Here is a 26,251-nt window from a genome sequence, read left to right on the forward strand (position 1 = left end):
GCAAATGTAAATAATTCTTAACAACATTACAATTCGCGTCATTGTGCATAGGATTCCCGGCGCCGGGCATCGCTTTCTGCAGCAGGGAGCGGCCCAAACGCGAACGGCCACCCGAAGGTGGCCGTCCGTGTCTGCTACAGGGAATCTGCCAGGCTTACAGCGCCTGCAGTTCCTCATTGGCGTTGCGCTTTTCCTTGGCCGGTGCCGGAGCCGCTGCAGGAACCGCTGCCGGCACCGGCGCCGCCGCGTTCGCATCCACCGGCACCTCCAGATACGGCAGATGCAGGGTCTGGCTGGTCAGCGTACGGATCTCGTTGACCAGCGCGGCGCTGTCGTTGAGCTTGCGCCCGTACGACGGCACGATCTCGCGCAGGCGGGCTTCCCAGCCGGCCTTCATCTGGTCCGGGAAGGCCTTGGCCATCAGGTCCAGCATGATCGGCGGCGAGGTCGACGCACCCGGCGAAGCGCCGAGCAGGGCGGCGAGGGTGTGGTCCTTGTCGGTCACGATCTCGGTACCGAACTGCAGCACCGGGCCCTTCAGCGGATCACGCTTGATGATCTGCACGCGCTGGCCGGCGGTGACCAGCTTCCAGTCACCCGGCTTGGCAGTGGGGAAGTACTTGACCAGCTCGGCCTGGCGGTCGGCATCGTTCAGGCGCGCCTGGCCCATCAGGTACTGCACCAGGTCCAGGTTGTCCTTGCCCACTTCCAGCATCGGGCCGACGTTGTTGTGGTTCACCGACGAGTACAGGTCCCACCACGAGCCGTGCTTGAGGAACTTGGTGCTGTACAGCGCGAACGGCCCGAACAGGACCACCGGCTTGCCGTCCAGCTTGCGCGCATCCAGGTGCGGCACCGACATCGGCGGCGAACCGGTCTCGGCCATGCCGTAGGCCTTCACGCCGTGGCGCGAGGTCACGTCCTGGCCCTGGAAGGCGAGGAACTGGCCACCGACCGGGAAGCCGGCGTAGTCCTTCGATTCCGGAATGCCGGACATCTGCAGCAGCTTCAGTGCAGCGCCACCGGCACCGATGAACACGAAGCGGGCGTGGGTGGTGGACTCGGTGCCGGCCTTGAGGTCCTTCACCGTCACGTTCCAGCTCTTGTCGGCGTTCTGCCGCAGCGCGCTCACTTCGTGGTTGAGGTGCAGGCTGAAGTTCGGGCTGCGCTGCAGGCCGGCGGTCAGCTGGCGGGTGATCACGCCGAAGTTGACGTCGGTGCCCAGCGGCATCCAGGTTGCGGCAACCTTCTGCTTCGGGTCACGGCCTTCCATCAGCAGCGGGGCCCACTGCTTGATCTGGGCCGGATCCTCGGAGTACTGCATGCCGTAGAACAGCGGATTCTTCACCAGGGCCTGCTGGCGCTTGTGCAGGTAGGCGATGTTGTCATCGCCCCAGACGAAGCTCATGTGCGGGGTCGGGTTGATGAAGTCGCTGGGCTGGCTCAGCCGGCCTTCCTTCACCTGGTGCGACCAGAACTGGCGCGAGACCTCGAACGATTCGGCGATGCCGACCGCGCGCTTGGTCTCGATGCTGCCGTCGGGCAGTTCGGGGGTGTAGTTCAGTTCGGCGAAGGCCGAGTGGCCCGTGCCGGCGTTGTTCCAGCCGTCGGAGCTTTCACCGGCGACGCCGTCGAGGCGTTCGTAGACCTGGATGTTCCAGTCCGGCTGCAGTTCCTGCAGGTAGGTGGCCAGGGTGATGCTCATGATGCCGGCGCCGACCAGCACAACGTCGACGGGCTTGTCGTTGCTGGCGGCGGGCACCGAGCGCTGGGTCAGCGGCCAGTACAGGAACAGCGCGGCGGCCAGCAACAGCAGCACGAGCAGGGCGAGCAGGGCCTTGCCAAATTTCTTCATGGGGGCGGGATCGTTGGCGGAGGGGAAGGGGTCAGGATGCGCGTGGGGCAGGGAAAGGGCGTGAAGAAACAACGCCTTGCGCCATCCATCCGCGATTCTAACCGGATCCGGTCCGTTTTTGATGCAACGCAGCATCCGACGTTTCGCGGCCCCGTCACGTGAGCGGCGGGCCCAAGCCTGGCGATCGTAGCCCCAGTAGCGCCAGGCCATGCCTGGCGACGCCTTCAATCAGACCAGCTCCAGAATCTCGTCACCGGCCTCATCGATCTCCCCGGTCGGGCGCCAGCCCAGGCGCCGGTAGAAGCCATGCGAGCGCGAACGCGGGTCGGCCGAGCACGCCAGGAACAGCCGGGTATGGCCCGCATCGCGGGTCAGGCTGACCACTTCCTGCAGCAGCTGCCGACCGACGCCACGGCCTTCGTAGTCCGGCAGCAGGGCCAGCACCAGCACTTCGCCGGTGTCGCGGTCGGCGAAGCAGTAACCGGCCATGCGCTCGCCCTCCCAGGCGACGCGGCCGATCGAATCGCCCTGGGCGATGCCGGCCGCCCAGCTGTCCTCGGTGATGCCCAGCTCTGCCAACTGCGCGGCGCTGAAGGCGTTCTCGCGGGTGCGCCCGCGCAGGTCGATGCAGGCGGCGGCATCTTCGGGGCGCGCATCGCGGACGAATACAGGCATGCAGGGCATCCTTGCGGTGATCGGCCGACCAGTATCCGCATCGCGCATGGACCTGGTGTGGAGACTTCGTGGAGATTGGATGGAGCAAAAAGGGGACGGAGGGGATTAAGTCGTCTTTGCCCAGAATGTCGTATGGGCCTTAAACGACTTAATCCCCTCCGTCCCCTTTTTTGCAGGGCTGCCTCAGCGCTTGCGCCGCACCAGCGCTGATGAGGCGTCCAGCACGGCGCGGGTCAGCAGGGCCATGGTCTGGACGTCACCCTTCCAGTGCTGCCAGTACAGCGGCACGTCTTCCCACGCGCGCTGGCGTACGTAGACCAGGCGGCCGGCGTCCAGGTGCCGCTTGACCAGCGGCAGCGGGTTCATGGTCCAGCCCATGCCGCCCAGGTTGGCCTGCACAAAGGCGCGGGTGGAGGGAATCCACCAGGTCGGTGCGGTGCTGGGCAGGTCGTCGCCGGCCATGCGCCGGGCAAAGCGCGACTGCATTTCGTCCTTGCGGTTGAACACCAGCACCGGCGCCTGCGCCAGCGCCTGCGCGGTCACGCCCTTGGCAAAATGGCGTTCGCGGAATTCGGGGGTACAGGTGGCGGCGTAACGGATGCTGCCCAGCGCGTGGATCTGGCAGCCCTGCACCGGCTCGTCCAGCGTGGTCACCGCACCCAGCACTGTGCCCTGGCGCAGCAGTTCGACGGTGTGGTCCTGGTCCTCCACGCGCAGGTCCAGGGTGGTGCCGGTGCTCTGTGCGAACTGCGAGGCGGCCTGCGGGAACCAGGTTTCCAGGCTGTCGTGGTTCACCGCCACCGGGATGCTGGCCTGCGGCAGGTCTTCGTCAGCCAGGCCCATCCGGTGCAGGGCGTCGTGCTCGAGCAGGGCGGTCTGCTCGGCCAGCTGCACCAGCACCTGGCCCTCGGCGGTGGCGGTGGCCGGGGTGCCGCGCTTGACCAGCAGGCGACCGACCCGATCCTCCAGTGCCTTGACCCGCTGCGAGATGGCCGAGGGCGTGACATTCAGCGACTGCGCGGCGCGGTCGAAGCTGCCTTCGCGGATCACTGCGGCCAGGGCGCGCAGCTGGGCATGGTCGATACGCATCGAATTAAGTTCCGCTAATGTTGGTTTAGGAAGTTTAGCTCGTCTTTTTCATGTTGCGGCGCGACAATGGCGCCCGTTCCGGTGCTGTCCGCCTTCGCGAGGCACCGTCCCCCCCAAGCAAGTAAAGGCAGTGAATCCCATGTTCTCGGTCATCTCCGCCAGCACCGGCCTCGGTGCCTGGTTCTCTGGTGCAGCTACCGGCATCGGCCTGTTCGCCGTGGTCGGGGCCCAGAGCGCCTTCATTCTGCGCCAGGGCATCCTGCGCAAGCACATCGTGCCGGTGGTTGCCACCTGTGCGGCCATCGATGCGATCTTCATCTTTGCCAGCGTGGCTGGCCTGCGTACGCTCACTTCGGCGCTGCCGTGGCTGACCACCGCCGTGCTGTGGACGGGCGTGGCGTTCCTGGCCTGGTACGCCATGAAGTCGGCACGCCGTGCGATTGCCGGTGGCGGCGGCATGGGCGAGGCTGACAGCGACGACGGCAGCCGCCGCGCGGTGCTGATGGCTGCGGTCGGCTTCTCGCTGATCAACCCGCACTTCTGGCTGGACATGATGGTGATCGGCTCGATCGCCGAGAACTTCGGCAACGCCCGCATGGCCTTCGCCGCCGGTGTGGTGACTGCCAGCTGCCTGTGGCTGACCGCGCAGGGCCTGGGCGCACGCCTGCTGGCGCCGCTGTTCACCAAGCCCAGTACCTGGCGCGTGCTCGACGGCACCATCGCCGTGATCCTCAGCATCCTGGCCCTTACGTTGGCGGTGCGCGGGGTCCACTGACCCGGCGCACGCCCCCCGAACCCACGTCCTGACTCTCTCTCCAAGGTAGTGGTAACGACGGCACCGGCAACGGTGCCGTCGTTTTTTCTGCCGATGTGGCGCGGCAAACGGTCACGTGCCTAGAATCGTACATCCGGACAGGGTGTCCGGTTTTCCATGGGGGAAGGATGCGCAGGATTGTGCTGGCTGTACTGTTGAGCGCGGTTGTGGGTGGGGCATCGGCCGCAACGCTGGACCTGGATCGCTATCTGCGGCAGGAGTCGTTTACCGACATCAAGATTTCACCAGGGGGCGAGTACATCGCCGCGACGGTTCCGCTGGAGGCGGGAACCGCATTGGCGATCTACCGCATTGCCGACATGAAAATGGTCGGCAGCTTCCGCCCGCCCCGCAACGATCACGCCCACACCTTCGACTGGGTCAGCAACGAGCGGCTGCTGGTGGGCATGGCACAGAAGTTCGGCGTGCTGGACCGGCCGACGCCGACCGGCGAACTGTTCGGTATCAATGCCAACGGCAAGGGTGGCGAGCTGCTGGTGGGGTACCGGGTTGCCGACCAGAGCCTGGGCACCAACATCAAGGTCAAGCCGGCAGGCCTGGTGGCCGCCTACCTCAGTGATGAGCTCAAGGACGATGACCGCAACGCGCTGGTGACGGTGATCCCGCTGGTCGGCAGTTCGCATGCGCAGGTCGAGCGCATGGACGTGATCACCGGTCGCCGCAACGCCGTGGCGCGCGCTCCCATTCCCGATGCGGACTTCACGACCGATGAGCAGGGCGAGGTGCGTTTCGCACGCGCTGTCGTTACCGATGGCACGCAGAAGCTCTACTACCGCACGGGCAGCAACAGCGACTGGGTCCTGCTCAATGATGAATCCCTGAGCAAGCGCATCGAGGCGCCGCTCGGCTTCTCGGCCGATGGTCGCCTGGCGTACCTGCAGGTCGAGCAGGCAGATGGACCTGATGCCATTGTCAGCTGGGACCCCCAGAGCAATGAACGACGCACCGTGCTGCGCGATGGGAGTGCCGACCCGGCGCGCATCATCCGGCGCCCCGGCAGCCGCGTGCCGGTCGGGGCCCTGTTCCTTGGCAGTGCGCCGCGAACGGCATTCTTCGATGACGCCTCGGACGACGCTCGCCTGTACCGCAGCCTCGAAGCCGGCCTTGGCGGAGCGGTCTACATCACCTCCAGCACGCGCGATGGCAAGACGGTGCTGGTGGAAACCTGGTCAGGCAGCAATCCGGGCGATTTCTATCTCTATGACACGGTTGGCAAGAGTGCACGGCACCTGATCAGCCGCAGCGACTGGATCGACCCCGCGCTGGCGGCGGAGGTGCGTCCGATCAGCCTGACGGCGCGTGATGGGCGTTCGCTGCATGGCTTCCTTACCGTCCCGCATGGCCGCGAGGCCCGTGCGCTGCCGATGGTGGTGGTGCCGCACGGAGGTCCGATCGGTGTTGCCGACCAGGGCGCCTATGACACCGAGACACAGATGCTGGCGGCGGCAGGTTACGCGGTACTGCAGGTGAATTTCCGCGGCTCTTCCGGCTATGGCCGGGCCCACATGCAGGCCGCGCGAAAGCAATGGGGGCTGTCGATGCAGGATGACGTCACCGATGCCACGCGTTGGGCGATCGAACAGGGCGTGGCCGACAAGAACCGCATCTGCATCTATGGGGCCAGTTACGGTGCCTATGCGGCGATGATGGGGGCGGTGCGCGAACCGGGCCTGTACCAGTGCGCGGCCGGCTACGTCGGCATCTACGACCTGCCGTTGATGTACGCCCGCGGAGACATCCAGAGCGACGAGTCAGGCCTGGCCTACCTGCGGAACTGGCTGGGATCGCCCAAGGATCTTGCAGAGCGTTCCCCGGTGAATCTGGCCGCGCAGGTGCGGGTGCCGGTATTCCTGGCCGCGGGTGGTCAGGATCAACGTGCGCCGATCGTGCACAGCGAACGCATGGAAGCTGCGTTGAAGAAGGCCGGCACGCCGGTGGAAACCCTGTACGTCAAGAATGAAGGGCATGGTTTCTATTCCCCTGCCAACCAACGTGCGTACTACAGCAGGTTGCTGGCCTTCCTCTCGCGCAGCCTGGGGGGCCAGGTGGCCGGGCAGGCCGCACCTGCGGAGAAGAGCAGCGCGCCCTGAACAAGCCGGGGGCGGCGGATGATCGATCCGCCGCCGCCCCGGAGTTCGCCTGCATCGGGCTTACTTGACCCCGTGCATCATCTTCTTCAGCAGCGGCGCGGCGATGAAGGCGGCCAGCGCACAGCCCAGGCCGATCCACATCAGCAGCCAGAACAGGTGCGCATAGGCACCGGCCGCGGCCACCATGTCCAGCGATTCGCCTTCCGGTACCTCGATCGCGGCCAGCTTGCCGAACAGCGCGGCCAGCGTTTCCGAGAACGCGGTTGCCAGGAACCAGGTGCCCATCATCAGGCTCATCACCCGCGGCACGGCCAGCTGGGTCACCGCCGACAGGCCGACCGGCGACAGGCACATCTCACCGCTGGCCAGCAGGAAGTAGGCCAGCACCAGCCACCACACGCTGGCCATCTCGCCGGTGGCGCCGACCTGCTGTGCGGCCAATGCCAGCGGCACGAACGACAGCGCGCCGATCACCAGACCCCAGGCCGATTTGACCGGCTTGCCCGGTTCCCAGCCGCGGCGGTCCATCCACGTCCACAGTGCGGCGAAGGCCGGCGCCAGCAGCACCAGGAACAGGCCGCCGAGGTAGGTCAGCGAGCCGGCGGTCTGCGGAATCACCAGGCAGTCGCGCACCAGCAGCACCAGCATCAGCACGACGATGGCGGCGAAGAACGTTCGCGGCGCAGATGAGCCCGGACGGCGCTCGGACAGCCGCGCGCTGACCACGAAGCCCAGCGGCGCCAGCAGCAGCGAGATGATCGACCAGGGCAGCGGGGTACCGCCGGTGATCACCAGCGAGGGCACGATGTCCTTGGTCAGCAGCCGGTCGGTGAAGGTCACCCACGAGCCGTAGGACTGCTCGTACATGGTGAAGAACGCCAGCGCCATGAAGATCAGCACCATCAGCGCGATCATCTGCTGGCGCTGTACCGGCGTGCACTTGCTGCCGGTGAACCAGGCGAACCAGACCAGCACGCCGCCCAGCACCGCCACCATCAACATCAGTGCCAGGCTGATTTCACCGCCCAGCGCGAACGCGCCGTTGCCGGCCGCCCACATCAGCCACGCCACCGGCAACACACCGAGCACCGCGCACAGATAGATGAGCCATTCGCGCGGCAGGCCCAGCACCTTCTGCTTCAACGCCGCCGGTTGCGGCGGCTCGGCGTGGCCCTGCAGGTACTTCTGGCCCCACAGGAACATGGCCAGGCCGGCCAGCATGCCGATGCCGGCCGCACCGAAACCGTACTTCCAGCCGTAGGCCTCGCCGAGGAAGCCGCACACCAGCGATGAGAACAGCGCGCCCAGGTTGATGCCGGCGTAGAACAGCGAGAAACCCGAATCGCGGCGCGGATCGTCCTTGGCGTACAGCTTGCCGACAATGGTGGAGATGTTCGGTTTCAGGAAACCGACGCCCATGATGATCAGCGCCAGCGACAGGTAGGTCACCGCCAGTGCCGAGGTGTCGCGCACCACGTCGCCGTTCACCCGGTACGCAGCGTGGCCTTCGAAGGCCATGCCGAGGTGGCCGAGTACCAGCAGGATGCCGCCGAACAGCACGGCCCGGCGCATGCCCAGCCAGCGGTCGGCCAGCATGCCGCCGAATACAGGGATGCAGTACACCAGGCCACCGTAGGCGCCGAGCAGGTCCAGGCCGGCTTTGTCGCCGAACAGGTGGTACTTGGTGAGGTACAGCAGCAACAGCGCCTTCATGCCGTAGAAGGAGAAGCGCTCCCACATTTCGGTGAAGAAGCAGACGTAGACGCCTTTGGGGTGGCCCAGGAAGTCGTCGGAAGCGATAGCGGTGGAATTCATCGCGGAATTATAGGCCTGTGGCCCGATCCGCTTTCAGTAGATCCACGCCATGCGTGGATTGCCGGACTGGCCTGGGCGATCACAGGTACCGCAACCACGCCAGGTCACGCCTTCGCGCCTTGAACCGCGCGAATGCCCGGGTCGGCGGGTACAGCACCACCGCCAGCGCGCAGGCCACCAGCAGCAGGCCGCTGACCGAGTCCAGGGCATACAACTCGCCATGGGTCGGCCCCCAGGCCGCCAGCGCGCCCAGGTACAGCGCCTTCAGCACATACAGGTGCAGCAGGTAGAAGAACATCGGCGCGGCGCCGATATCGGCCAGCGGGCGCAGCGCACGCGCCAGTGGCGGCCATTCGTACAGGCGCAGCAGCAACAGCCCTACGCCCAGAGTCAACAGCAGGAACTGCAGCGACGGCGGGTACTTGGTGATGTTGAGCACGCTCATCCAGGTGCGCAGCGCGCTGGTCTGGTACTGCCACGGTGCATCTCCATATTGGTTGGCGAACCGCAGCAGCGCGAACATGGCCAGCGCACCGACGCCTGCCCACAGCAGCCAGTGCTGGCGCTGCGTCGGGTCGCGCTCGCGGGCGAACCACGGTCCCAACAGATAACCCAGAGCGATCACCCCGATCCACGGCAGCACCGGATAGGAGGTGCGCAGGCGCAGCGCGCCGGCCTCGATCCAGTCGCGCTGGTGCAGCACTTTCCACAGCACCGCCAGCAGGCCATTGCCTTGCACCCGTAAGCCGTCGAACAGGTTGTGCCCGGCCACCACCGCGATTGCCAGCACCAGCAGGGCCGGGCGTGGCAGCCACAGCAGCCCGGCCAGCGCGATCATGCTCAGCCCGATGGCCCAGATCACCTGCAGGTACAGGGTTTCCGGCGGCAGCTGGAAGGTCCAGGCGAAATTCACCAGGGTCAGTTCCAGCACGACCAGGAACAGCCCGCGCTTGAGCAGGAACGCGGCCGTGGCCCGGCGCGGATCCGCCTGGCGCTGGCCGTACAGCCAGGCCGACAGGCCGGTCAACAGGACGAACACGGGTGCGCACAGATGCGCCAGCAGACGGCAGGCGAACAGCGCAGGGGAGACCGTCGCTGCGTCCATCGGGTCGCTTACCTGATGCTGCAGGAAGAAGGTCTCGCGCACGTGGTCGAGCAACATCAACAGCATCACGGTGCCGCGCAGCTGGTCGATGGAGGCCAGGCGGGTAGTGGGGGAAGGGGCCACGTACGAGGTTCGGTCGGCGTGACAGGATATAACATTACAATTACGTCTTTCCAGCGTGTGCTGGGCGGTTCCGACGAGCGCGCGCGTCGGCTCAGGGCAGGCAAACCGAGGGGCTCCAGCCCAGTGCCTCGTCGTAGTGGACCTGGATCGCTCGCAGGCTCCCGTCGGGGTTGGCCTTCAAGCAGAATCGGGCGCTGTGGTGTTGCGTGGCGCCGGTCCTGGTGGCCGACAGCGAAACGTCGTACAGGCGTCCGGGCTGCAGCGGCATCGCCGTCTGCCTTGAAATGGCGTTGGCTGGCACTTCTCCGTAGACCACGCAGGCTCCGGGTGGAAGTGCGATTGATGCGGGATGGGCAAAGTAGAACGACCATTGCCGCCGCAGCGGTGGAGTAATTGCGTCATGCACCTCCACACCAAACACCTCCGGAGTTTTACCGATACGCTTGCGCTCCTTCCTGGGTAGTCCGAAACAAGGTTTGCCGGCGTGGTCGGTGATCTCGACTGCGCCAATGCGGCTCCAGGCAGATGCGTAATCGCAAAGCGGCATCAGGCAGGTCAGGGTCACGACAGCCACGACCGGTAATTTGATCAGGCGGATCTGCAGTGGGTTGTTCATCGGGCGGCTCAGCGTCATCGGTTCAGATCATGAACACGATGCACGGGGCGTTGAGGCACTTCAAACGATGATGGCTGGAATGCTGCAGTACTGGTTGGCCTGGCCCCTGCAGGACATGAGACCGCGAGGCGCGGCAGCCCTCCGGCATGTGCCCCATGCGCTTGATGCGTTGGCCGAGTTTGGCCAGAAGCGACTATCTCACTGCCGACCTGGCCGCAACCCTCCCGAACCGCACTGGACTTGCTGCCTCCTGAACGCTAGCGTGCAAGGGATTTTTTGCCAGCAGGGGCTTCCATGAACCACGACGCTGCGCCCAAGCAGCTCACCTTCCGCGCTGTGGCCCTGGCCATCGTGCTGGCGGTGGTGCTGTCGGCCGCAAACGCCTACCTCGGTCTGTTCGCAGGCCTGACCATCGCCACCGCCATTCCCGCCGCGGTGATTTCCATGGGCGTGCTGCGCCTGCTGGGCGGTGGCTCCATCCTTGAAAACAACATCGTGCAGACCGGCGCTTCGGCCGGTTCGTCGATCGCCGCCGGTGTGATCTTCACCATCCCGGCGCTGGTGATCATGGGCTACTGGCCGGACTTCAAGTACTGGTGGGTGCTGGGCATCGCCGGCCTCGGCGGCCTGCTGGGCGTGTTGTTCTCGGTGCCGCTGCGTCGTTCGATGATCGTCGAAGACCCGCTTCCGTTCCCGGAAGGCAAGGCTGCGGCCGAAGTGCTCAAGGCCGGTGAGAACCCGGGCCCGGGCCTGAAGATCCTCGGCCTGTCGGCGGTGATCGGTGCGTTCGTGAAGCTGGCCGCGGAAAGCGGCATGCGCCTGATCCCGGATGCCTGGGCCACCTCGGCCTACGTCGGCAGCTCCAAGGTCACCGCCTTCATCGGTACCAACCTGTCGCCGGCACTGCTGGGCGTGGGCTACATCGTCGGCCTCAACGTCGGCATCGTGGTGGTGTCCGGTTCGATCCTGACCTGGCACATCGCCATTCCGATCTACCAGGCGTTCTTCATGAACACCGATCCGGGCCTGGCCGCCTCGGTGGCTACCGCATCCTCCACCGAGGCGGCGTTCGCCATCTGGGGCGCGAAGATGCGCTACCTGGGTGTGGGCGCGATGCTGATTGGCGGCATCTGGACCCTGATCTCGCTGCGCAAGTCGCTGCTCAACGGCGTCAAGAGCGGCTTTGCCGCTGCCCGCAAGAGCGGTGGCCCGGTGCTGGCGCACACCGAGCGCGACCTGCCGATGAAGTGGATGCTGGTGGCCCTGGTGGTCTTCGTGCTGCCGCTGCTGGCCCTGTACCAGGCCATCGTCGGCCAGTGGCACGTGTCGATCCCGATGACCCTCATCATGATCGTCGCCGGTTTCCTGTTCGTGTCGGTGTCGGCCTACCTGGCCGGCTTGATCGGTTCGTCCAACAACCCGGTGTCGGGCATCACCATCTCCACCATCCTGTTCGCCTCGGCCGTGCTGGTGGTGCTGCTGGGCGCCGATGGCCTCAAGCCGGTCGGTGCCGGCGGTGCGCCGCTGGGCGCGGTGGCGGCGATCATGATCGGCGCGGTGGTGTGCTGCGCCGCAGCGGTCGGCGGTGACAACCTGCAGGACCTCAAGGCCGGCTACATCGTCGGCGCCACCCCGTGGAAGCAGCAGCTGATGCTGGGCATCGGTGCCTTCTCGTGTGCGCTGATCATGGCCCCGGTGCTGAACCTGCTGGCCACCGCCTACGGCATCGGCGTGAAGTCCGAGCTGCACCCGAACGCGCTGGCTGCGCCGCAGGCCAACCTGATGGCCTCGGTGGCCAAGGGCCTGTTCGGTGGCGAACTGCCGTGGACCTTCATCGGCATCGGTGCCGTGGTCGGTGCCGCCATCATTGCCTTCGACAGCTGGCTGAAGTCGCGCAACGCACGCTTCCGCGTGCCGGTGCTGGCCGCCGCCATCGGCATCTACCTGCCGCTGGAGCTGATGGTGCCGATCTTCCTCGGCGGCCTGATCGCCCACCTGGTCGAGCGCTTCCACAAGGTGCGTGCCGATGACGAAGAAGGCCGCGACCGCGTGCACAAGCCGGGCGTGCTGTTCGCCGCGGGCCTGATCACCGGCGAAGCGCTGATGGGCATCGCCATCGCGATTCCGATCGTGGTCAGCAGCCGCGCCGATGTGCTGGCCGTGCCGTTCCACCTGCCGGGCGCGCAGTGGATCGGCCTGGCCGTGCTGTTCCTGGTGGGCTGGCTGATCTACCGCACCGGCAAGTACACCAAGGCGTAAGGGACGGGTAGTGCCGGCCGCTGGCCGGCAATCCCGGAATCCCGTGATACCCCTGGTTGCCGGCCAGCGGCCGGCACTACCGCAAACCGCGCTACGGCGCGGTTTGCTTTTTCTGGCGGCGGGGCCAACCCCGCGCGCAGCCATGACCGATGGCCTTGGCAGCCCCGGCCGCACGGGCCTACCATCGGTTTTTTGCCGTCCTGCGGAGACCCCGATGAAACTGCGTCATGCCCTGCTGCCACTGAGCCTGCTGGCTGCCCTGCCCAGCGTTGCCGCTGCCCGTGGCCTGGAAGTCCGCGACATGGTGGCCATGGACCGCGTCTCCGCGCCGGTACTGACCACGGACGGTGGCACTGTGGTGTTCGCCAAGCGCAGCGTGGACGCCAACCTGAAGGCCTCCACCGCGCTGTTCGCGCGCAACCTGCGCACGCGTGACGCGGCCCCGCCGAAGCAGATCACCCCGGCCGGCTGGAGCGTCAATTCCGCGTCGCTGTCGGCCGATGGCCAGACCGTGTATTTCCTCAGTGCCAAGAACGGCAGCCAGCAGCTGTACGCGCAGCCGATCAACGGCGGCACCCCGCGCCAGCTGACCGACTTCCCGGTGGACGTGGACAGCTACCACGTGTCACCGCAGGACGACCGCGTGCTGTTCAGCGCCGGCGTGTTCCAGGCCTGTGCCTCGGACCTGGCATGCACCGAGAAGAAGCTGAAGGAAAAGAAGGACGCCAAGGCCAGCGGCCAGGTGTGGGATTCGCTGTTCGTGCGCCACTGGGATACCTGGAACGACGGCCGCCGCAACACCCTGTTCGTGGCACCGCTGCCGGCAGCCAAGGCCGGCGCGGTCAAGGGCGCCTCGGCGCTGAGCGCGACCATCGACGGCGATGCACCGTCCAAGCCGTTCGGTGGCAATGACGATTTCGCGTGGTCGCCGGATGGCGCCAGCGTGGTGGCCAGCATCCGCGTGGCCGGCAAGCAGGAGCCGTGGTCGACCAACTTCGACCTGTACCGCTTCGACGCTGCGGGCAAGCAGGCGCCAGTCAACCTGACCGCCTCCAATCCGGCCTGGGATGCCGGCCCGGTGTTCAGTGCCGACGGCAAGACCCTGTTCTACCGCGCGATGAAGCGCCCGGGCTTCGAGGCCGACCGCTTCGGCCTGATGGCGATGGACCTGGCCAGCGGCAAGACCCGCGAGATCGCGCCGCAGTGGGATCGCTCGGCCGGCGGCATCACCCTGTCCGCCGACGGCGCCAGCATCTACACCACTGCCGATGATCTCGGCGAGCACCCGCTGTTCCAGATCGACGTGGCCAGTGGCAAGGCCACCAAGCTGATCGGCGACGGCAGCGTGACCTCGGTCGACGTGGCCGGCAACAGCGTGGCGATCACCCGCAACAGCCTGAAGAGCAACGACCAGGTGCTGGTCGGCCTGCTGCCGGCCGCAGGCGAAGCCATCGGCGAGCTGCGCGCACTGACCCCGGCCGCAGGCGACGTGCTCAAGGACGTCAGCTTCGGTGAGTACGAACAGTTCGAGTTCAAGGGCTGGAACAACGACACCGTGCACGGCTATGTGGTCAAGCCGCACAACTACCAGGAAGGCAAGTCGTACCCGGTCGCGTTCCTGATCCACGGCGGCCCGCAGGGCAGCTTCGGCAATGGCTGGAGCTACCGCTGGAATCCGCAGACCTATGCGGGCCAGGGCTACGCCGTGGTGATGATCGACTTCCACGGCTCCACCGGCTATGGCCAGGCCTTCACCGATGCGATCAGCCAGCACTGGGGCGACCGCCCGCTGGAAGACCTGCAGAAGGGCTGGGATGCGGCGCTGAAGAAGTATTCCTTCCTCAACGGTGACAAGGCCTGTGCGCTGGGCGCCAGCTACGGCGGCTTCATGGTCAACTGGATCGCCGGCAACTGGAACGGCCCGTTCAAGTGCCTGGTCAACCATGACGGCGTGTTCGACCAGCGCATGATGGGCTACGCCACCGAAGAACTGTGGTTCACCGAGTGGGAGCAGGGCGGTACCCCGTACCAGAAGGCCGCGAACTACGAGAAGTTCAACCCGGTCAACCACGTGGCGGACTGGAAGAAGCCGATCCTGGTCATCCATGGCCAGCAGGACTTCCGCATCCCGGTCGAGCAGGGCCTGGCCGCGTTTACCGCCGCCCAGCGCCAGGGCATCGAATCGAAGTTCCTGTACTTCCCGGATGAAAACCACTGGGTGCTGAAGCCGAACAACAGCATCCTGTGGCATGACACCGTCAATGCCTGGCTGAAGCAGCACATCGGCAACTGATGACTGCAGCGCCGCCCTTCGGGGCGGCGCTTTTGTTTCGCCATCTGCTGTACCGGTGGGTGCCGACCGTTGGTCGGCACACCTTCCTGATCTGCCGCCAACAGCAGCCGGCCAGCGGCCGGCTCTACCCAGAGCGCCTGCATGCCCTCGACTGCCCTGATCCAGAACGACATCGTCGTCTTCGGTTTGATCGCCGCCACCCTGGGCGCCGTGTTCTGGACCGCCTCGCGCGAGCAGGGCCTGTGGAAACGCTTCTACACCTTCGTGCCGGCACTGTTGCTGTGCTACCTGATTCCCGGCATCTACAACACCGTCGGCCTGATCGACGGCCAGAACACCAAGCTCTACAACCCGATCGCACGCGACATCCTGCTGCCGGCAGCGCTGATCCTGCTGACCCTGGCGGTGGACATCAAGGGCATCCTGCGGCTCGGCCCGAAGCTGGTGCTGATGTACCTGGGTGCGTCCGCCAGCATCATGCTGGGTGCGGTGGTGGCTTTCCTGGTGATGCGCGCGCTGCATCCGGAAACGGTGGCCGGTGACACCTGGGCCGGCATGGCCGCACTGGCCGGCAGCTGGATCGGTGGCGGGGCCAACATGCTGGCGATGCGCGAAGTGTTCGACGTCAACGCCACCACGTTCGGCCAGTTCGCGGTGGTCGATGTCGGTGTCGGTTACGTGTGGATGGCCGCGCTGATCTTCCTGGCCGGGCGCGCAGCGAAGATCGACGCGCGCAGCGGTGCCGACACGTCGGCCATCGATGAGCTGAAGGAGCGCATCGCGCGCTTCCAGGCCGAGCATGAGCGCGTTCCCAGCCTCACCGACCTGATGCTGATCGTGGCAGTGGCCTTCGGCGGCGTGGGTCTGTCACACGCGATCGGTGCGCCGCTGGCAGCATGGTTCAAGGCCAATGTCAGCTGGGCCTCGCAGTTCAGCCTGGATGCGCCGTTCGTGTGGGTGGTGGTGCTGTCGACCACGCTGGGCCTGAGCCTGAGCTTCACCCGTGCACGCACGCTGGAAGGTGCGGGCGCCTCGCGGCTGGGTTCGCTGCTGCTGTACTTCCTGATTGCCTGCATCGGCATGCAGATGGATCTGCTGGCGCTGCTGGACCGCCCGTGGCTGTTCCTGCTCGGCCTGATCTGGATTGCCGTGCACATCGCGCTGCTGTGGTGCCTGGGCAAGCTGCTGAAGGTGCCGTTCTTCTATTTCGCGATCGGTTCGCAGTCGAACATCGGTGGCCCGGCTTCGGCGCCGGTGGTGGCTGCAGCGTTCCATCCGGCCCTGGCGCCGGTGGGCGTGTTGCTGGGCACGATGGGCTACGCCACCGGCACCTACCTGGCCTACATCGTCGGCATTACCCTGCGCGCGCTGGCAGGGCAGGGCTGATGGGGTAGCGCCGGCCGCTGGCCGGCAACCAGGTAATGCTGCACGGGTTCATGAGGTTGCCGGCCAACGGCCGGCACTACCGATGCGTTACGCCACCGGCAATCCGCGTTCGATCAACCACGCCTTCGCGTCTTCGGCGTCCTGCTCGAACCACGCCTGTGTCGACCCCAGCCGATACGTATACCCCCAGGCATCCATGTCGGCCATCAACCGCGCACTGCCAACGCCAGGCAGCTGCCCGGCCAGCACGATCTGCAGGTAGCAGGTGGCATCTTCCTCGGCCACCGAGTCGGTGGCGTCGGTATGCACCTGCGCACGCCGCTCCGGCGGCAGCACGATCAGGTGGCAGGCTTCGTGCAGCATCGAGTGCACGGGCGTGTCATCGCGCACGTACACGTTGCTGGCGATGATGCCGGCCTCGGGCTCGCCCCAGTAGCTGCCGGGAATCGGTTCACCGGCCGCGACGTGGTGCAGCTGCAGGCCATGCGCGGCGAGCAGGCACTGCGCATCAGCGAAGGCGATGTCGCCCACGCAGGTGATGTCCACGGCGGTTGTTGTATCGGTCATGCGGGTCAGGCAGCCCCGCCCGTGCAGGCACGGGCGGGGCAGAGCTTCAGGGTTTGTCCGGGCCTTCAGGCAGCGCCACGGAGATGTCCAGCACATCGTGCTGGCCATCCTTCACCAGGTCGACCTTCACTGCATCGACGTCGATGTTCACGTACTTCTTGATCACTTCCAGCAGCTCGCGCTGCAGCAGCGGCAGGTAATCGGGGCCGCCGCGGTTGCTGCGCTCCTGCGCGATGATGATCTGCAGGCGGTTCTTGGCGGTTTCGGCGGTGGTCTTCTTCGCTTTGAGGAAATCAAACAGGCCCATGCTTACCCTCCGAACAGCTTGCTGAAGAAGCCCTTCTTCTCGACGTTGGTGAAGCGCATCGGGCGTTCTTCGCCGAGGATGCGCGCGACGGCGTCGTCGTAGGCCTGGCCGGCTGCGGACTCGACATCCAGGATGACCGGCTCGCCCTTGTTGGAGGCGTTGAGCACGTCACCCGACTCGGGGATCACGCCGATCGCCTTCAGGCCGAGCACTTCCTCGACGTCGGCGATGCTGAGCATCTCGCCGCTTTCCACGCGCAGCGGGGTGTAGCGGGTCAGCAGCAGGAAGGCCGGCACGTCCTGGCCGGACTCGGCCTTGTGGGTCTTCGAGTCGAGCAGGCCGATGATGCGGTCCGAGTCGCGCACCGACGACACTTCCGGGTTCACCACCACCACCGCACGGTCGGCGAAGTACATCGCCAGGAAGGCGCCCTTCTCGATGCCGGCCGGGGAGTCGCAGATGATGTAGTCGAAGCCGTCGGCGGCCAGGTCCTTCAGGACCTTGCCCACGCCTTCCTGGGTCAGTGCGTCCTTGTCGCGGGTCTGCGAGGCGGCCAGCACGTACAGGTTCTCGAAGCGCTTGTCCTTGATCAGGGCCTGCTTGAGGGTCGCTTCGCCGTGCACGACGTTGACGAAGTCGTACACCACGCGGCGTTCGCAGCCCATGATCAGGTCGAGGTTGCGCAGGCCGACGTCGAAGTCGATCACCGCCACCTTCTTGCCGCGCCGTGCCAGGCCGCAGGCCAGGCTCGCGCTGGAAGTGGTCTTGCCGACGCCGCCCTTGCCGGAGGTGACTACGATGATTTCAGCCAAAGGACTTCTCCTGATGATTCTGTTTGGGTGCTGCGTCAGTCCAGCGCAGCGATCTTGATCTGGTCCTGTTCCAGCCACACCTGCACGGCCTTGCCGCGCAGGGAGTCCGGGACATCGTCCAGTACCTTGTAGTGGCCTGCAATGGCGACCAGTTCCGCATGGAAATCACGGCAGAAGATGCGTGCCGCGGTGTTGCCCTGTGCCCCCGCCAGCGCGCGGCCGCGCAGGGTGCCGTAGATGTGGATGCTGCCATCGGCGATGACCTCGGCGCCGGCGCCGACGGTGGCCATCACGGTCAGGTCGCAGTTTTCTGCGTACAGCTGCTGGCCCGAACGCACGTTGCCCAGCTGCATGCGGCCCGGCTGCGGTGCGGCGGCGTCGGCAACCTTGGCCACCGGCGTGGCCGGTGCCGGCTTCGGTTCGGCACGGGCTGCGCGACGCGGTTCCGGCGCGGGCGGCGGCGGCGGGGCCGGCTCGGCCTCGGCACGCTCGTACTGGGCGCGGAACTTGGCCAGCAGTGGCAGCCCGAGCTGCTGCGAGAGCAGGTCGACCGCGCTGGTGCCATAGGCCAGCGCCACCGGCAGCACGCCGGCACTGCGCAGGCCATCGACCAGCGCCTGCGCGGTGGCCACGTCCGGCACCTGGCTCAGGCCGCCGAAGTCGAGGATCACCGCGGCGCGGCCGAACAGTTTCGGCGCACGGGTGACGCGTTCGCGCATTTCCTGCACGAGGCGTTCGACATCAAGGGTACGGATGCGCAGGTTGGCGATGCCCACCTGGCCGATCTTCAGTTCACCGGCCTGTTCGTAATCGAAATTCACCGCCACGCTCAGGTCCCCGTCGGCCGCTGTGCCTGCGCCGGCAGATGCCGGGCACGTGTCCATGCCACATCCGGCAGCTTGCCGCCGTAGGTCTCCTGGACCCACGGGTAGCTGCACAGTTCCTTGGCCAGCATGCTGGCGCGCACGTCGACCTGCGGCATGGTGTTCTGGCCCAGCTCGCGGAAGCCGAAGCTGCCGTGGAAGAGCAGGGCGGCATCGGCGCCATGGTCGAGGAAGACTTCGCAGGTCATCTGCGGGTAGCGCAGCTCGGCAAAGCTCTGCGCGTCGGCATAGAACGCACGGCCGACGCCACCGCCACGACGGCGGCTGGCGACCACGATGCGGTCGATATAGAAGAACGGGGTGTCCAGCTGCTGCTTGAACCAGGCGAAGTTGCTGCTGTCGTGCTGGCTGTCGCTGCCGAAGCCGATCAGGAAGCCGGCCAGGTTGCCGTCGCGCTCGGCGACGCGGAAATACTCAGCGGTTTCGTAGAACAGGCGCAGGCGGGCCGCATCCAGGGGAAGGATGGCCAGGCCAGCGTTGTTGTTCAAAGCCAGGACGGAATCGAGCTCGTGCTCGCGCACGTCGCGGATGACAATCGACATTGTGACTCCGTGGGGTAACGCGGTTGGTCCGTCAAATTGGACCCTGCGCACGATTATTGCATGCCCGGGGTGGGCTGCGGCATGAACAGGGGACCTCGGATGCATGACTTCCGTGGGAGTGCGCGACGCGGGCCGGGCCCGTAGAGTGCTGGCATGTTGGGAGTCCTCAGCCATACCCGCGTCCTCCGTCTGGCCGGCCTGTTTACCTGGGTCATGGTCGGCCTGCCACTGGCGTACTCGCAATTCGAGAACCTGCACAGCCGCAGCGATATGGGCAGCTGGGCGATCCTGTTGTTCGTCGCCTACCTGTCCTTCGGCGCCGCGTACTACTGGCTGACCCGCCTCCTGCGCAGTGACAGCGACAGTCACACCACCTGGCTGGACCGCGGCCTGCTGCTGCTGCTGACGGTTTCGGCGCTGGGCGTCAGTTTCCTCAGTGGTTCGGGCCTGGGCAGCATCCTGATGATGGTGGCTGCCGGCGTCATTCCGTGGATGCTGTCGGCGCGTCTGTGCGTGCTGTGGCTGCTGGTCAGCCAGCTGGCGGTGGCCCCGGTCTATTACATACTGCTGAACTTCCCGCTGTTCGAAGCCGTGATGCAATCGCTGCTGTATGGCGGCTTTTCCATGTTCATCTTCGTGACCAGCCTTGTCGCGAGACAGCAGACCCAGGCCCGCGACGAGCAGCGCAGGCTCAATTCGGAGCTGCGTGCCACTCGTGCCCTGCTGGCCGAAAGCGCCCGCGTCAACGAGCGAACCCGCATTTCGCGTGAGCTGCACGATCTTCTGGGGCATCAGCTGACCGCACTGACCCTGAACCTCGAAGTGGCCGGTCACCTGGCCGAGGGCCAGGCGCTGGACCATGTGAAGCGCTCGCATGCCTTGGCCAAGCTGCTGCTGGGCAACGTGCGTGAGGTGGTCAGCCAGCTGCGCGAGACCGGCGCCATCGATCTGGCGGCGGCGCTGCGCCCGCTGACCGAGAACGTGCCCTCGCTGGACATCCAGCTGGAGATCGAGGATCCGCTGAACGTGGAGGACCCGCAGCGGGCCCACGTGCTGCTGCGCTGTACCCAGGAGATCATCACCAACGCGGTGCGCCATGCCGGCGCCCGCCACCTGTGGATCAAGGTGTACCGTGAAGCCCCCGACCGGGTGGTGGTGGAGGCCCGCGACGACGGCGTCGGCGCGGATATGGTCAATGTGGGCAATGGCTTGCGCGGCATGCGCGAGCGCCTGCAACAATGTGGTGGCCAGCTGCAGGTCGAAACCCGTCCCGGTGAAGGCTTCCGGCTGCGGGCGACGGTGCCGGCAACGGTGCTGGTGGCCGCCCTTACCAAGGTTCCTGAAGGAGTGCGTTGATGATTCGCGTCTGCCTGGTCGACGACCAAACCCTGGTGCGGCAGGGAATCCGCTCCCTGCTGGCGCTCGACGACGGTATCGAGGTGGTGGCCGAGGCCGGCGATGGCCGGCAGGCGGTCGAACTGATACCGCAGGTGCGCCCCGACGTGGTGCTGATGGACATGCGCATGCCGGTGATGTCCGGGCTGGAGGCGCTGCAGGTGCTGTCGCGCCAGGAGCAGCTGCCACCGACCATCATCCTCACCACCTTCGATGACGACCAGCTGGTGCTGGCCGGGCTCAAGGCCGGAGCCAAGGGCTACCTGCTCAAGGACGTGACCCTGGCGCAGCTGGTCGGTGCCATCCGCACCGTGGCCGACGGCGGTTCGCTGGTGCAGCCGGCCGTGACCCAGCGCCTGCTGTCCGGCCTGGAGCACATGCGCAACGAGTTCGTCAGCCTGGACCGCCCGGACCCGTTGACCGACCGCGAGACCGAGATCCTGCGCCTGATGGCCAGTGGCTTCTCCAACAAGGAGATCGCCAACTCGCTGGGTGTGGCCGAAGGCACCATCAAGAACCACGTGTCCAACATCCTGTCCAAGCTGGGCGTGCGCGACCGTACGCGCGCCGTACTGAAGGCGTTCGAACTCCAGCTGGTCTGAGGAAAACCTTTTCAGGACAATGACTTGAGTTCCAGTCATGGCCCTCGGGTGGGGTTGCCCCCTACTTCACGGGTATCGGTATGCGGTACCCTTCGAATTCTTTGTCCATACAAATACGCAGCCGGCAGGGAAACCGGTGCGCCAATCCCGATAAACAATGCCCGCGAAGCCTGCTAGGATTGGCGCTTCGCTTCAATCAACCCGGCCGTGGGATCGGCCCCGGAGACTCTCTGAATGACCCGTATTATCGAGTTCCTGATCGCCTTGGGGATCGTGGCTGGCCTGTTCGTCATCATTGGCGTATGTCTGCCGGGCGAGCGTCACATCACCGAAAGCATCGAGACCAACCGCAAGATGACGATCGTGTACGACACGGTCAGCAGCCTGCGCCGCTTCAAGGACTGGAACCCGCTGGTACTGCGCGATCCCGCCGTTGAACTGAAGCTGTCCGGCCCGGCCTCCGGCGTCGGTGCCACCCTCGACTTCACCTCCAAGGACCTGGGCACCGGTTCCTGGAAGATCACCGAAGCCGAAGAGAACAAGCGTGTTGCGATCGCCATCGATGACGCCACCAAGGGTCACGACAAGATCACCACCTTCACGCTGGAGCCGACCGGCAAGGGTGGCCGCAACGTCAAGATCACCCAGGACTACTCGGTGAAGTACGGCTTCGACCTGTTCGGTCGTTATGCAGGCCTGTATGTCAGCCGCCAGATCGGCGACGACATCAAGATGGGTCTGTCGCGTATGGCCAACATGCTGGCCAGCGTTCCGAACGTGGACTACCGCACCCCGGAAGCCCCGCTGACCGATCTGGCCATCGTCAATGTGCCGGCTGAAGACCTGCTGGTCGTCAACGCCGGTAACGTGGACCGCGGTCAGGACACGATCACCAAGTCCATCAAGGACAACCAGGAGTGGATCAAGCGCGTGATGGAGGCCAACGGCCTTGAAGCCGCCGGTCCGTTCCGCATCATCACCACCGATTTCGGTCAGGAGAAGTACGCCTTCGACATCGCCCAGCCGGTGAAGAAGAAGGGGGCTGAAGGTGCCACCGCTGAAGAGCTGACCGTCAAGATCGACGGCGGCGCTCCGGTCAAGTACGTGCACGTGGCCCCGCACCGTTCGGCGCATGCCGCCTACACCGGCCACATGGCGGGTCTGGACGTGGCCCGCAACGGCCTGCGTGCCTGGGCTGTGACCAACGGTTCGGAAGTGGTCGATCGCCCGTACGAAACCTGGAAGGACGGTCTGGACAAGTCGTTCACCCCGGAAGCGACCTACGACATCTACTGGGCCGTCAAGTAAGCCTCGGCTGACCCATGTAGTGTTGGACACGAAAACGCGCCGCTCATTGCGGCGCGTTTTTTTTCATCTGGCGCCCGGCAAGGGCGCTGCGCAAGGAGCCCACATGTTCAATCTCGAACGTCGCGCACGTAAGCCATCACTGCTGGCCTGCCTGGGGGCGCTGCTGGCCGCCGCCTCTATCGGCCTGTCGGCCTATGCCTCGCACGGTGTGGCCGACCCGCTGGCGCAGCAGCATCTGAACATGGCGGCGCTCTATGCGTTCGCGCATGGCGCGGTACTGGTGGCGCTCGGGCCGCGCGCGCAGGGCGCGATCGCGCACCTGGCGTTGTACGTGCTGCTGCTGGGCGTGCTGCTGTTTTCCGGCAGCCTGGTGGGCGGTGCGTTGTGGCAGTGGCCGACACGGATGGCACCGATCGGTGGCACCAGCATGATGGCTGGATGGGTGCTGCTGGCGATCAATGCGTTGAGGCGGTGACGGTCGCAGGGCTGTCGCTCCGATCCATGCCGATGCGATCGTGATGGTCCATGGGCGTTACTTTTCTTTTCGCGCGAAAAGAAAAGTAACCAAAAGAAACGCGCCGCCGGCCGCGAGCCGGTGCTGCGCACCGGTCCCCTGTGCTCCTCGGCCCGTCGAGGGACGGTGCGGGAACTCGCTGCGCTCAGACACCCGCACCTCTTCGCCCTCGCCGGACCTGCGGTGCTCGGCTCGCTTGAAGGCGGACCCAACAGCCGCGCGCTGATCCGTTGTAGAGGCTTCGAGCGAAGCGACCGGCTTCTGTCTTTGCCTTCTTGTTCCATCTCGTGGTGGGCGCGCGCGGAATCCGCCCGGACAGCTCCATGAAGTTCGCCGTGCAGCCGCCACGAGTGGCTCAGCCGTTGGCCGGTCTCCAGCACCAGTGCCAAGGTTCGTAGACGATCCCATGCGGGTTGTCGCGCGGGTAGCTCAGCTGGAAGCCATGCCCACCGGCATTCGCCTGCAGCCACGCAAACGCGTCGGTGGCTTCGAACGATTCTTCAGCCGGGGCGTCGCCCGGTGTACCGATGTCCAGCGCGTGGCCGCTGTGGTGTTCACTGAAACCCGGTGCGGCATTCACCTTCAGGATCTCCGCCACGCTCAGGCCGCGCGCCAGCTTCCGTTCGAAGATGCCCAACTGGTAGGCATGGCTGCGGAAGCCGGAGATGGCGTCCAGCGCAATGCCATCCTGTGCCGCATGCAGTCGCATCCGTCGCCAGCCCTGCGCGGCGCCACGGCGCAGCCATAGCGGGCGGGCGAAGCGATCGCGGCCGGCAAAATGCAGCAGGCAGGGTTCGGGTTCCAGCGGCAGGCCGCTGTCGTCGGCGTAGCGCTGCGGGTCCAGGCCAAGCTGCTGCAGGCGCTGCTGCAACCCGGCCAGCGGCAGCCACTGATCTTCCAGTCCGGCGCCGAAGGGCCGTGCAGCCGCGGTGTCCAGCAGCGCCAGTGCATCCTCGACCCCGGGCTCGCGCGGCAGGCGCGGCACCATCGAATGCACGCCGTGCGGCAGTACCGCCGCCAGATAGCGGCCATCACGCTTGCGCCGCAGCACCCACTGCGCCTGCGACAGCAGGCGTGCATCCAGGTTGCTGCGTGCGCGCAACAGGTGGGCGGGCCACAGCTCGATGGCCTCGGTATTGATCAGCAGGGGCGGGCGTCGTTGCATCGCCTCAGCTTACTGCCGTGGTGCCGACGCGGCCACCTTGCGCAGCGCATCGAGCAGCGCCTGCGGCCGGTCCACGCTGAGCAGCAGCGTGCTGCCATCACTGACCGGCAGGGCGAGGACACGCGCACGGTCGGTGACCAGCGCGAAGCCCTTGCCGCCACCCTGCAGGCGGAAGTGGCCCGAGTAGAAGCCCGGCATTGAATAGCCATTGGTTTTGACACGGATGCCATAGCGGCGGTCACGCTGCAGGTCGACCACCTCGGCCTGGTCCAGCCGCAGCTGCGCCACCGGCACGCGCCGCCGGTACATCGTCGAGCGCACGTCCAGCACGTTGCCGGCCAGCTCCACCCGGCGACGGAAGAAGGCGGCCCCCAGCCCGACAGCGAGTACAGCGATGACGATCAGGCTCCATGCCGCACTGCCGCCCATCCGGAACCAGGGCGGCGACAGCGTTACTTCGATCCAGGGTGCGTTCGCCGGTGCCTTGTACAGCTGCGCATACAGGCAGGCCACGAAGGCAGCCAGCAGCGGCAGCACGATCCACAGCACGCGCAGCGGCGAACTCTCGGCCACGTCAAAGGGTTTCGGGTCACTGCCGCCCATGGTTCAGGCCTCCTTCTTGAACACCAGCATCGCCGGGCGCATCGGCGCCGGGATGATGATGTTGACCAGCTCCCAGCCCAGCTGGCCCTGCCGGCTCAGCTCGGCCTGGACATCCTCGGCCTTGAGTACGCCCATCATGGAGGTCTTGACCTCGATGGTCTGGTAGCTCCAGCGCTTGCTCATTCCTTGTCCTCCGACGATGGCGTGGGTTTGGGCAGGCGTCCTGCCTTGCGCAGGGCGTCGCGCAGCACGTACTCGATCTGCGCGTTGAGGCTGCGCAGCTCGTCATCAGCCCAGCGCTGCGCCGCGGCCAGGACCTCGGCATTGATGCGCAGCGGATAGGCTTTCTTCTCACTCATGGGGGGCTCCTGGCGGGGCGGTGGGGCGCCCCGTTGCGAGGGTGGCTCAGTACAGCGAGCCTGCATTGACGATCGGCTGGGTGCCGCGGTCCGAGCACAGCACGGTCAGCAGGTTGCTGACCATGTGCGCCTTGCGTTCCTCGTCCAGCTGCACCACGCCGTTCTTCTGCAGTTCGGCCAGGGCCATCTCGACCATGCCGACCGCACCGGCAACGATGCGCGTGCGTGCGGCGATCACCGCGTTGGCCTGCTGCCGCTGCAGCATCGCCTGGGCGATTTCAGCGGCGTAGGCGAGGTGGCTGATGCGCGCATCGATCACCTGCACGCCGGCGTCGGCCAGGCGCTCGGCCAGTTCGTTCTTCAGGTGCTGGGAAATCTCGCTGGCATGACTGCGCAGGGCCAGCTGGCCATCCTCATGCTGGTCGTAGGGGTAGCTGGTGGCCATCGCGCGCAGCGCCGATTCGGACTGGATGTGCACGAAGCTCTCGTAGTCGTCCACGTTGTAGACCGCCTCGGAGGCATCGACCACCTGCCAGACGATCACCGCCGCGATCTCGATCGGGCTGCCATCCAGCTCGTTGACCTTCAGCTTGCCGCTCTCGAAGTTGCGCACGCGCTGGCTGACCCGGCGCTTGGCATAGAAGGGGTTGTTCCAGCGCAGGCCGTTGTCCTTCACGGTGCCCACGTATTTGCCGAACAGGCTCAGCACCGCCGCCTGGTTGGGCTGGACGGTGTACAGGCCGGCCAGGGCGAAGATCGCCAGCGCCGCCACCAGAATGCCGGCCAGCATCAGCAGCAGGTTGGGGGAACCGGTGCTGGCCTTGGCTGCTACCCCCAGTACGAACAGGGCGCCGCCGGCGAGGGCGACAAGCAGGGCGCCGGCCAGCGTGCCGAGGCCGTTGAGCGAAGACAGCGACTTCTCTTTCATGGCGGTACGTCCTTGAGGGTTCGGAATTAAGATATCAAAGTGATATCACTTATCGACTACCGTTCGTCGGATGCCATGGCCGGGGTGCCCGGCCAGCTAGAATGCCCACCCGCCTTCACATCGC

Annotated in this window: 25 protein-coding genes; 9 read left to right on the top strand and 16 right to left on the bottom strand. The window is 66.1% G+C overall.

Going from position 1 to position 26,251, the window contains the following annotated elements; genetic code table 11:
* Positions 1 to 154: 154 nt before the first annotated feature.
* The 3 genes from mqo to ACZK13_RS05540 all read right to left on the bottom strand — a co-directional run bounded on the left by mqo (position 155) and on the right by ACZK13_RS05540 (position 3,619).
* A complete protein-coding gene (gene mqo, locus ACZK13_RS05530; RefSeq protein WP_478450573.1) occupies positions 155 to 1,855 on the bottom strand; it encodes a malate dehydrogenase (quinone) in 1,701 nt (566 codons plus the stop codon).
* A 228-nt stretch (positions 1,856 to 2,083) separates the two neighbouring features.
* On the bottom strand, positions 2,084 to 2,530 hold the full coding sequence (locus ACZK13_RS05535) for a GNAT family N-acetyltransferase (protein WP_125893760.1): 447 nt from the start codon (positions 2,528 to 2,530) through the stop codon (positions 2,084 to 2,086).
* A gap of 183 nt (positions 2,531 to 2,713) precedes the next feature.
* A complete protein-coding gene (locus tag ACZK13_RS05540; protein WP_010483397.1) occupies positions 2,714 to 3,619 on the bottom strand; it encodes a LysR family transcriptional regulator ArgP in 906 nt (301 codons plus the stop codon).
* Between the two features lie 139 nt (positions 3,620 to 3,758).
* On the opposite strand from ACZK13_RS05540, the gene ACZK13_RS05545 reads away from it, so the two are divergent.
* Together ACZK13_RS05545 and ACZK13_RS05550 are read left to right on the top strand one after the other, a co-directional pair.
* Entirely contained in the window at positions 3,759 to 4,394 is a 636-nt protein-coding gene (locus ACZK13_RS05545) for a LysE/ArgO family amino acid transporter (protein ID WP_005408523.1), read from the top strand.
* A gap of 167 nt (positions 4,395 to 4,561) precedes the next feature.
* Positions 4,562 to 6,544 (top strand): alpha/beta hydrolase family protein, encoded by a 1,983-nt coding sequence (locus ACZK13_RS05550; protein WP_253145491.1) that lies wholly within the window; start codon positions 4,562 to 4,564, stop codon positions 6,542 to 6,544.
* Positions 6,545 to 6,604: 60 nt separating this feature from the next.
* Here the strand turns inward: ACZK13_RS05550 and ACZK13_RS05555 are convergent, their stop codons facing one another.
* The 3 genes from ACZK13_RS05555 to ACZK13_RS05565 form a co-directional block, all read right to left on the bottom strand.
* Positions 6,605 to 8,359: a peptide MFS transporter gene (locus ACZK13_RS05555; RefSeq protein WP_478482340.1), complete on the bottom strand. Its 1,755-nt coding sequence runs from the start codon at positions 8,357 to 8,359 to the stop codon at positions 6,605 to 6,607.
* A gap of 79 nt (positions 8,360 to 8,438) precedes the next feature.
* Positions 8,439 to 9,587: an acetyltransferase domain-containing protein gene (locus ACZK13_RS05560; RefSeq protein WP_478482341.1), complete on the bottom strand. Its 1,149-nt coding sequence runs from the start codon at positions 9,585 to 9,587 to the stop codon at positions 8,439 to 8,441.
* A 91-nt stretch (positions 9,588 to 9,678) separates the two neighbouring features.
* Positions 9,679 to 10,221 (bottom strand): hypothetical protein, encoded by a 543-nt coding sequence (locus ACZK13_RS05565; protein WP_253145495.1) that lies wholly within the window; start codon positions 10,219 to 10,221, stop codon positions 9,679 to 9,681.
* A 276-nt stretch (positions 10,222 to 10,497) separates the two neighbouring features.
* On the opposite strand from ACZK13_RS05565, the gene ACZK13_RS05570 reads away from it, so the two are divergent.
* From ACZK13_RS05570 to ACZK13_RS05580, 3 genes are all read left to right on the top strand, one after another.
* Positions 10,498 to 12,462, top strand: a complete 1,965-nt coding sequence (locus ACZK13_RS05570; protein WP_478482342.1) for an OPT family oligopeptide transporter — start codon at positions 10,498 to 10,500, stop codon at positions 12,460 to 12,462.
* 214 nt (positions 12,463 to 12,676) lie between these two features.
* Positions 12,677 to 14,755 (top strand): alpha/beta hydrolase family protein, encoded by a 2,079-nt coding sequence (locus ACZK13_RS05575; protein WP_253145497.1) that lies wholly within the window; start codon positions 12,677 to 12,679, stop codon positions 14,753 to 14,755.
* Positions 14,756 to 14,896: 141 nt separating this feature from the next.
* Positions 14,897 to 16,141, top strand: coding sequence for a DUF819 family protein (locus ACZK13_RS05580; protein ID WP_032127606.1), 1,245 nt, complete (start codon positions 14,897 to 14,899; stop codon positions 16,139 to 16,141).
* Between the two features lie 87 nt (positions 16,142 to 16,228).
* Here ACZK13_RS05580 and ACZK13_RS05585 read toward each other — a convergent pair whose 3' ends face one another.
* Genes ACZK13_RS05585 through ACZK13_RS05605 form a run of 5 tightly spaced genes read right to left on the bottom strand, consistent with a single transcriptional unit; the run spans position 16,229 to position 19,253 of the window.
* A complete protein-coding gene (locus ACZK13_RS05585) occupies positions 16,229 to 16,708 on the bottom strand; it encodes a hypothetical protein (protein ID WP_049422782.1) in 480 nt (159 codons plus the stop codon).
* 46 nt (positions 16,709 to 16,754) lie between these two features.
* Entirely contained in the window at positions 16,755 to 17,015 is a 261-nt protein-coding gene (gene minE / locus ACZK13_RS05590) for a cell division topological specificity factor MinE (protein WP_004148073.1), read from the bottom strand.
* A gap of 2 nt (positions 17,016 to 17,017) precedes the next feature.
* On the bottom strand, positions 17,018 to 17,827 hold the full coding sequence (minD, locus tag ACZK13_RS05595) for a septum site-determining protein MinD (protein ID WP_010483375.1): 810 nt from the start codon (positions 17,825 to 17,827) through the stop codon (positions 17,018 to 17,020).
* 35 nt (positions 17,828 to 17,862) lie between these two features.
* Positions 17,863 to 18,711, bottom strand: a complete 849-nt coding sequence (minC, locus tag ACZK13_RS05600; RefSeq protein WP_050509775.1) for a septum site-determining protein MinC — start codon at positions 18,709 to 18,711, stop codon at positions 17,863 to 17,865.
* Positions 18,657 to 19,253 carry a GNAT family N-acetyltransferase gene (locus ACZK13_RS05605; protein WP_032127604.1) on the bottom strand — a complete coding sequence of 199 codons (597 nt, stop codon included), beginning with the start codon at positions 19,251 to 19,253 and terminating at the stop codon, positions 18,657 to 18,659. Before ACZK13_RS05605 ends, minC begins: the two co-directional genes overlap by 55 nt.
* A 153-nt stretch (positions 19,254 to 19,406) precedes the next feature.
* On the opposite strand from ACZK13_RS05605, the gene ACZK13_RS05610 reads away from it, so the two are divergent.
* The 4 genes from ACZK13_RS05610 to ACZK13_RS05625 all read left to right on the top strand — a co-directional run bounded on the left by ACZK13_RS05610 (position 19,407) and on the right by ACZK13_RS05625 (position 23,033).
* Positions 19,407 to 20,609 carry a sensor histidine kinase gene (locus ACZK13_RS05610; RefSeq protein WP_049461775.1) on the top strand — a complete coding sequence of 401 codons (1,203 nt, stop codon included), beginning with the start codon at positions 19,407 to 19,409 and terminating at the stop codon, positions 20,607 to 20,609.
* Positions 20,609 to 21,250, top strand: coding sequence for a response regulator (locus ACZK13_RS05615; protein WP_006424175.1), 642 nt, complete (start codon positions 20,609 to 20,611; stop codon positions 21,248 to 21,250). The genes ACZK13_RS05610 and ACZK13_RS05615 overlap by 1 nt, the downstream gene beginning before the upstream one ends.
* A gap of 234 nt (positions 21,251 to 21,484) precedes the next feature.
* Positions 21,485 to 22,558 (top strand): polyketide cyclase, encoded by a 1,074-nt coding sequence (locus tag ACZK13_RS05620; RefSeq protein WP_032127602.1) that lies wholly within the window; start codon positions 21,485 to 21,487, stop codon positions 22,556 to 22,558.
* Between the two features lie 103 nt (positions 22,559 to 22,661).
* Positions 22,662 to 23,033, top strand: a complete 372-nt coding sequence (locus tag ACZK13_RS05625) for a DUF423 domain-containing protein (RefSeq protein ID WP_019659313.1) — start codon at positions 22,662 to 22,664, stop codon at positions 23,031 to 23,033.
* A 394-nt stretch (positions 23,034 to 23,427) separates the two neighbouring features.
* Here ACZK13_RS05625 and ACZK13_RS05630 read toward each other — a convergent pair whose 3' ends face one another.
* The 5 genes from ACZK13_RS05630 to ACZK13_RS05650 are packed head-to-tail and all read right to left on the bottom strand — an operon-like array spanning position 23,428 to position 26,127.
* On the bottom strand, positions 23,428 to 24,237 hold the full coding sequence (locus ACZK13_RS05630) for a M15 family metallopeptidase (RefSeq protein ID WP_032127600.1): 810 nt from the start codon (positions 24,235 to 24,237) through the stop codon (positions 23,428 to 23,430).
* Between the two features lie 9 nt (positions 24,238 to 24,246).
* Positions 24,247 to 24,840, bottom strand: coding sequence for a PH domain-containing protein (locus tag ACZK13_RS05635; RefSeq protein WP_032127599.1), 594 nt, complete (start codon positions 24,838 to 24,840; stop codon positions 24,247 to 24,249).
* A gap of 3 nt (positions 24,841 to 24,843) precedes the next feature.
* Complete coding sequence (locus ACZK13_RS05640; RefSeq protein WP_032127598.1) at positions 24,844 to 25,023, bottom strand: DUF4177 domain-containing protein; 180 nt, start codon at positions 25,021 to 25,023, stop codon at positions 24,844 to 24,846.
* A complete protein-coding gene (locus ACZK13_RS05645; protein WP_065178114.1) occupies positions 25,020 to 25,199 on the bottom strand; it encodes a type II toxin-antitoxin system antitoxin in 180 nt (59 codons plus the stop codon). Before ACZK13_RS05645 ends, ACZK13_RS05640 begins: the two co-directional genes overlap by 4 nt.
* A gap of 46 nt (positions 25,200 to 25,245) precedes the next feature.
* Entirely contained in the window at positions 25,246 to 26,127 is an 882-nt protein-coding gene (locus tag ACZK13_RS05650; RefSeq protein WP_032127597.1) for an SPFH domain-containing protein, read from the bottom strand.
* Positions 26,128 to 26,251 lie beyond the last annotated feature (124 nt).

It is taken from the genome of Stenotrophomonas sp. 99219_Sma (genome assembly GCF_056480785.1).

What these genes read in the sequence shown, in the direction of transcription:
- minC (WP_050509775.1), bottom strand. Translation starts at nt 18,711, where the DNA reads ATGGACACGTGCCCGGCATCTGCCGGCGCAGGCACAGCGGCCGACGGG.
- ACZK13_RS05555 (WP_478482340.1), bottom strand. Translation starts at nt 8,359, where the DNA reads ATGAATTCCACCGCTATCGCTTCCGACGACTTCCTGGGCCACCCCAAA.
- ACZK13_RS05620 (WP_032127602.1), top strand. Translation starts at nt 21,485, where the DNA reads ATGACCCGTATTATCGAGTTCCTGATCGCCTTGGGGATCGTGGCTGGC.
- ACZK13_RS05605 (WP_032127604.1), bottom strand. Translation starts at nt 19,253, where the DNA reads ATGTCGATTGTCATCCGCGACGTGCGCGAGCACGAGCTCGATTCCGTC.
- ACZK13_RS05625 (WP_019659313.1), top strand. Translation starts at nt 22,662, where the DNA reads ATGTTCAATCTCGAACGTCGCGCACGTAAGCCATCACTGCTGGCCTGC.
- ACZK13_RS05580 (WP_032127606.1), top strand. Translation starts at nt 14,897, where the DNA reads ATGCCCTCGACTGCCCTGATCCAGAACGACATCGTCGTCTTCGGTTTG.
- mqo (WP_478450573.1), bottom strand. Translation starts at nt 1,855, where the DNA reads ATGAAGAAATTTGGCAAGGCCCTGCTCGCCCTGCTCGTGCTGCTGTTG.
- ACZK13_RS05575 (WP_253145497.1), top strand. Translation starts at nt 12,677, where the DNA reads ATGAAACTGCGTCATGCCCTGCTGCCACTGAGCCTGCTGGCTGCCCTG.
- ACZK13_RS05550 (WP_253145491.1), top strand. Translation starts at nt 4,562, where the DNA reads ATGCGCAGGATTGTGCTGGCTGTACTGTTGAGCGCGGTTGTGGGTGGG.
- ACZK13_RS05635 (WP_032127599.1), bottom strand. Translation starts at nt 24,840, where the DNA reads ATGGGCGGCAGTGACCCGAAACCCTTTGACGTGGCCGAGAGTTCGCCG.
- ACZK13_RS05565 (WP_253145495.1), bottom strand. Translation starts at nt 10,221, where the DNA reads ATGACGCTGAGCCGCCCGATGAACAACCCACTGCAGATCCGCCTGATC.
- ACZK13_RS05650 (WP_032127597.1), bottom strand. Translation starts at nt 26,127, where the DNA reads ATGAAAGAGAAGTCGCTGTCTTCGCTCAACGGCCTCGGCACGCTGGCC.
- ACZK13_RS05645 (WP_065178114.1), bottom strand. Translation starts at nt 25,199, where the DNA reads ATGAGTGAGAAGAAAGCCTATCCGCTGCGCATCAATGCCGAGGTCCTG.
- ACZK13_RS05585 (WP_049422782.1), bottom strand. Translation starts at nt 16,708, where the DNA reads ATGACCGATACAACAACCGCCGTGGACATCACCTGCGTGGGCGACATC.
- ACZK13_RS05535 (WP_125893760.1), bottom strand. Translation starts at nt 2,530, where the DNA reads ATGCCTGTATTCGTCCGCGATGCGCGCCCCGAAGATGCCGCCGCCTGC.
- ACZK13_RS05615 (WP_006424175.1), top strand. Translation starts at nt 20,609, where the DNA reads ATGATTCGCGTCTGCCTGGTCGACGACCAAACCCTGGTGCGGCAGGGA.
- ACZK13_RS05545 (WP_005408523.1), top strand. Translation starts at nt 3,759, where the DNA reads ATGTTCTCGGTCATCTCCGCCAGCACCGGCCTCGGTGCCTGGTTCTCT.
- ACZK13_RS05640 (WP_032127598.1), bottom strand. Translation starts at nt 25,023, where the DNA reads ATGAGCAAGCGCTGGAGCTACCAGACCATCGAGGTCAAGACCTCCATG.
- ACZK13_RS05630 (WP_032127600.1), bottom strand. Translation starts at nt 24,237, where the DNA reads ATGCAACGACGCCCGCCCCTGCTGATCAATACCGAGGCCATCGAGCTG.
- ACZK13_RS05570 (WP_478482342.1), top strand. Translation starts at nt 10,498, where the DNA reads ATGAACCACGACGCTGCGCCCAAGCAGCTCACCTTCCGCGCTGTGGCC.
- ACZK13_RS05610 (WP_049461775.1), top strand. Translation starts at nt 19,407, where the DNA reads ATGTTGGGAGTCCTCAGCCATACCCGCGTCCTCCGTCTGGCCGGCCTG.
- minE (WP_004148073.1), bottom strand. Translation starts at nt 17,015, where the DNA reads ATGGGCCTGTTTGATTTCCTCAAAGCGAAGAAGACCACCGCCGAAACC.
- ACZK13_RS05540 (WP_010483397.1), bottom strand. Translation starts at nt 3,619, where the DNA reads ATGCGTATCGACCATGCCCAGCTGCGCGCCCTGGCCGCAGTGATCCGC.